This window comes from Pelomonas sp. KK5, from assembly GCF_001984095.1.
Lineage (GTDB): Bacteria > Pseudomonadota > Gammaproteobacteria > Burkholderiales > Burkholderiaceae_C > KK5.
In genome coordinates this window covers 1-4,585 of sequence record NZ_LYVQ01000345.1, presented here as the reverse complement: position 1 = coordinate 4,585, position 4,585 = coordinate 1, and the positions used below count along the sequence as shown (strand labels likewise).

At 70.9% G+C, this 4,585-nt stretch carries 4 protein-coding genes and 1 pseudogene; 3 read left to right on the top strand and 2 right to left on the bottom strand.

Annotation, left to right across the window (positions count from 1 at the left end; genetic code table 11):
• Positions 1-529 (bottom strand): enoyl-CoA hydratase-related protein (locus tag B0W88_RS29925; RefSeq protein ID WP_198937978.1); only part of this gene is annotated, 529 nt, incomplete at its 3' end.
• A gap of 138 nt (positions 530-667) precedes the next feature.
• On the opposite strand from B0W88_RS29925, the gene B0W88_RS29920 reads away from it, so the two are divergent.
• The 3 genes from B0W88_RS29920 to B0W88_RS29910 are packed head-to-tail and all read left to right on the top strand — an operon-like array spanning position 668 to position 4,050.
• Positions 668-1,537, top strand: a complete 870-nt coding sequence (locus B0W88_RS29920) for an alpha/beta hydrolase (RefSeq protein ID WP_077038164.1) — start codon at positions 668-670, stop codon at positions 1,535-1,537.
• A gap of 43 nt (positions 1,538-1,580) precedes the next feature.
• Positions 1,581-3,056 (top strand): M20 family metallopeptidase, encoded by a 1,476-nt coding sequence (locus B0W88_RS29915; protein ID WP_077038163.1) that lies wholly within the window; start codon positions 1,581-1,583, stop codon positions 3,054-3,056.
• 16 nt (positions 3,057-3,072) lie between these two features.
• On the top strand, positions 3,073-4,050 hold the full coding sequence (locus tag B0W88_RS29910; protein ID WP_077038162.1) for a LysR family transcriptional regulator: 978 nt from the start codon (positions 3,073-3,075) through the stop codon (positions 4,048-4,050).
• Here the strand turns inward: B0W88_RS29910 and B0W88_RS33955 are convergent.
• Positions 4,037-4,585, bottom strand: a pseudogene (locus tag B0W88_RS33955) (hypothetical protein); the annotation flags it as partial. The gene B0W88_RS29910 and the pseudogene B0W88_RS33955 sit on opposite strands and share 14 nt — an antisense overlap.

The following is a 4,585-nucleotide window of genomic DNA, read 5'->3' as shown; positions in this document are numbered from 1 at the left end:
GCCGCGCGCCGGTGTAGACGATCTCGCGCGCCAGCCCCGCCGGCATCACCGCCTGCAGGCGCTGCAGCACGCCCAGGTCGGCGGCCATGCCGATATTGGTCTCCTGCACGCAGAAGAAGGCGTCGGCCGAGGCGTAGCGCGCGTCGCAGGCGGTGGCCAGGTCCAGCGCGCCGCCGATGCAGCCGCCCTGGATCGCGCAGAGGATCGGCAGCCGGGCCTGGTCCAGTGCGCTGAAGCAGTCCATCAGCGCACGCAGCGAGGACTGGAAGTTCAGCCGGCCGCGCGGGCTGGCCGTGTCCAGCAAGGCGCCATCGCCGGCAAAGGTGTCCAGCGCCATGCCGGCGCTGAAGTGCTTGCCGGTGGACGAGATCACCAGCACCCGCGCCTGCCCGGCGGCCTCCAGCGCGCGCACCGCGTCGCGCAGCGCCGGGAAGAAGGCCGGGGCCATCGTGTTCATCCGTTCGGGCCGGTTCAGGCGCAGGTGCGCGACGCCGGTGGCGTCGGTGCCGAGTTCGAAGAAGTCAGACATGTCGGATCGCTCCCGTGTGAATCTTCCCAGCGTAACCCGCCCGAGGCCCGCCAGCCCCCGTGGCCACGCAGCCCCGTACTTCTACGGGCCGGGGAAGCCCGGGGATGAAGGCCGGCAGCGCTCCCTAAACTGCTTTACATGCGAACTCTGAGAACCGATGACGGCCTGCCGCTGCACTGGCGCCAATGGAGCCTGCCAGTGACGACGGCTGCCCGCGGCACGGTGCTGATCGTGCACGGGCTGGGCGAACACATCGGCCGCTACGAGGCGGTGGCGCAGAAGCTCAACGGCTGGGGCTGGCACGTCGTAGGCCATGACCAGCGCGGCCACGGCGCCTCGGCCGGTGCACGGGGCGACGTGCCCTGCGACGAACGGCTGCAGGAGGACCTGGCCCTGGTGATCGACGAGCTGCGCCGCGACCCTCAGCTCGGCGCCGGCCCGCTGGTGCTGCTGGGCCACAGCATGGGCGGCCTGGTGGCCGCCCGCTTCGTGGCCGGCGGGCTCACGGCCAACACCGCCGGCCAGCTGCCGGCGTGGTTCCGGCCGGTCGATGCGCTGATGCTGTCCTCGCCGGCGCTGGACCCGGGCCTGTCGGCCTTCCAGCGCCTGCAGCTGGCGCTGGGCAAGGCGCTGGCGCCGCACCTGGGCGTGGGCAACGGCCTGAAGCCGGCCTGGATCTCGCGCAGCGCCGAGGTGGTGCGCGCCTACCAGGCCGATCCGCTGGTGCACGACCGCATCACCCCGACGACGGCGCGGATGATCGTGGACGGCGGCGAGATCGTGCTGCAGCACGCCCGCGACTGGGTGGTGCCGACACTGCTGATGTGGGCAGGCAGCGACCGCTGCGTGGCTCCCTCCGGCAGCGCCGACTTCGCCGAGGAAGCCCCGGCCGCGATGCTGCGCGCCCACTGCTTCGAGGACATGTATCACGAGATCTTCAACGAGCCGGAGCGGGAGCAGGTGTTCTCCCGCCTTCAGGCCTGGTTGCACGACAGGTTCGGCGAATAACTACACTCTCAGGTTCCACCAGCCACAAGCCGGGAGAGCCGAGATGAATGCAAGAGACCCTTCGCTGCCGCTGCAGCGCGATGAGACCACCGCCCTGGGCGAATTCGCCGCCCGTGTCTGGGACGAGGAGATCGTCCCCAAGCTGACCGACTACATCGCGATCCCGGCCAAGAGCCCGATGTTCGATGCCGACTGGGCCGCCCACGGCTATATCGACAAGGTGCTGAACGACGCCGCCGCCTGGGTGGAGAGCAAGAAGGTCGCCGGCCTGAAGCTGGAAGTGATCCGCCTGCCGGGCCGCACGCCGGTGATCTTCTTCGAGGTGCCGGCCACCAAGGCCGACAGCACCGACACCATCGTCCTCTACGGCCACCTGGACAAGCAGCCCGAATTCAACGGCTGGAGAAATGACCTCGGCCCCTGGACGCCCAAGTACGAGGACGGCCTGCTCTACGGCCGCGGCGGCGCCGACGACGGCTACGCGGTCTACGCCTCGCTGACGGCCATCATGGCGCTGGACAGGCAGGGCATCCCGCGCCCGCGCTGCGTCGGCATCATCGAGACCTGCGAGGAGAGCGGCTCCTACGATCTGCCGGCCTATATCGACATCCTCAAGCCCCGCCTGGGCAACGTGTCGCTGGTGGTCTGCCTGGACTCCGGCGCAGGCAACTACGACCAGCTCTGGCTGACGACCAGCCTGCGCGGCATGGTCAGCGGCGTGCTGAAGGTGGAGGTGCTGACCGAGGGCATCCACTCGGGCGACGCCTCGGGCCTGGTGCCCTCGAGCTTCCGCATCCTGCGCCAGGTGCTGGACCGGCTGGAGGATTCCAAGACCGGCCGCCTGCTGCCGGAGAGCTTCCACTGCGAGATCCCGGGTGCGCGCCTGGAGCAGGCGAAAGCCACCGCCGCGATCCTGAAGGACGAGGTCTGGAAGCGCATGCCCTGGTCCTGCGGCGCCGACGGCGGCCCGGTGCTGCCGACGACGACCGACCCGGTCGAGGGGCTGCTGGCCCGCACCTGGCGGCCGACGCTGTCGGTCGTCGGCGTGGACGGCTTCCCGGAGCTGAAGAACGCCGGCAACGTGCTGCGCCCCTTCACCGCCTTCAAGCTCTCGCTGCGCCTGCCGCCGCTGGTGGACGGGAACGAGGCGGCGCTGAAGCTGAAGGCGCTGCTGGAGGACAACGCGCCCTACAACGCCAAGGTCACCTTCGTGCCGGACGGCCGCGCCGGTGCCTATGGCGCCACCGGCTGGAACACGCCGGACCTGTCGCCCTGGCTGTCCACCGCGCTGAACGAGGCCAGCGAGGCGCACTTCGGCGCACCGGTCGGTTACATCGGCCAGGGCGGCACGATCCCGCTGATGAGCATGCTGCAGAAGGGCTTCCCGAGCGCGCAGATGATGGTCTGCGGCGTGCTGGGCCCGAAGAGCAATGCCCACGGCCCCAACGAGTTCCTGCACGTGCCCTACGGCAAGCGCCTGACCGCCGCGGTGGCGCAGGTGATGGCCGCCCACCCCTGAACGGAAGTACGACACCATGGATCTGCTGCGCGCGCTGACGGTTTTCGTCCACGTCAACGAGGACGGTAGCTTCGCCGCCGCTGCCCGGCGCCTGGATCTGGCGCCGGCCGTGGTGACACGGCTGGTGGCCGAGCTGGAGACCCACCTGGGCGCCCGGCTGCTGAACCGCACGACCCGGCGCCTGTCGCTGACCGACGCCGGCCGCGCCTACCTGGAGGATGCGCGCAACATCCTGCTCTCGGTCGAGAAGGCCAACGAGCAGGCGCGCCAGTCCACCGGCGCGGCGCGCGGGCACCTGCGGGTGCTGGTGGGCGCGGCGGTGGCGGTGCACCAGCTGGCCGAGCACCTGCCGCGCTTCCATCGCGACTATCCGGACGTAACGCTGGAGCTGCACTCGCCGGCCGTGGTCGACACGATGGACGAGCACTACGACGTCTCCATCCTGGCCACCCGCAGGAAGCTGGACGGCGGCTTCATCGCCCGCCAGCTGACGCAGGTGCCGGTGATCATGTGCGCCGCGCCGGCCTACCTGAAGCGGGCGCCGAAGCTGGACCATCCGCGCGACCTGCCCAACCACGACGCGCTGCTGCCGCCGAGCTGGACGCTGCCCGAGGGCATCGCCCTGCGCCGCAGCAGCGGCAATGTGGACGAGCCCGGCGAGGAGACCTTCGACCTGCAGCCGCGCAAGATGCCGCTGCTCAGCGCCACCCATCCCGAGATCAACCTGGCCGCCGCCCGCGCCGGCATGGGCATCACCGGCCAGCCCTACTACCTGGTCAAGGACGACCTGGAGACCGGCGTGCTGGTGCGCGTGCTGCCCGAGTGGCGCCTGCCCTGCCTGCCGATCATCATGGCGATGCCTTCGCGCGAGTACGTACCGGCGCGCACCCGGGCCTTCATCAACTTCCTGGAAGAGATCTTCGGCCAGCGCTCGGTGATCGGCGCCGCGCCGGCGCGCTACACCACCACGCAGGCCGCCGTCAGCGCAGCGTGAAGCTGTCCTGCACCAGGCCGGCCTGCAGGTCCTGCACCAGCCGGGTCAACGGCGCCAGCTGCACGTAGCGCGTGCTGGTCTTGATCGCATAGGCCAGCAGCCGCGGCAGCAGCTCGGCCGTGCGCTCGGGGCTGATGCGGCCTTCCGCCTTGGCCCGGCACAGCGCGCCGGCCTGCGCCAGGTGGCGCTGCAGGCCGATCCACTCCAGCTGCTGCCAGAGCGCGCCGAAGTCGGCGTCCAGCGCCAGGCCGGCCTTGCGGGCGGCTTCCCACCAGCGGATCGCCAGGTCCAGCTCCTCGTGCTCCTCCCAGGGCTGGTCGGGATCGCGCAGCAGGGCGATCAGCTCATAACCGGCAGGTCCGACGGCATCGGCCTCGCGCAGCGGCAGCTGCGGCTCGCCCTCGAAGGCGGACAGCAGCGCCTGGCGGCCGCGGGCCCACCACTGCTGCTGGGTCTCGTTCCAGGCGCGGCCGAACTCGCCCTGCACGCAGTCGGTGGCGAAGGCCTGCAGCTCGGCAGCGGCGTCCAGGCGGGG

Excerpts from the sequence above, each read along its gene's own strand:
- B0W88_RS29920 (WP_077038164.1), top strand. The coding sequence starts at position 668 with ATGCGAACTCTGAGAACCGATGACGGCCTGCCGCTGCACTGGCGCCAA.
- B0W88_RS29915 (WP_077038163.1), top strand. The coding sequence starts at position 1,581 with ATGAATGCAAGAGACCCTTCGCTGCCGCTGCAGCGCGATGAGACCACC.
- B0W88_RS29910 (WP_077038162.1), top strand. The coding sequence starts at position 3,073 with ATGGATCTGCTGCGCGCGCTGACGGTTTTCGTCCACGTCAACGAGGAC.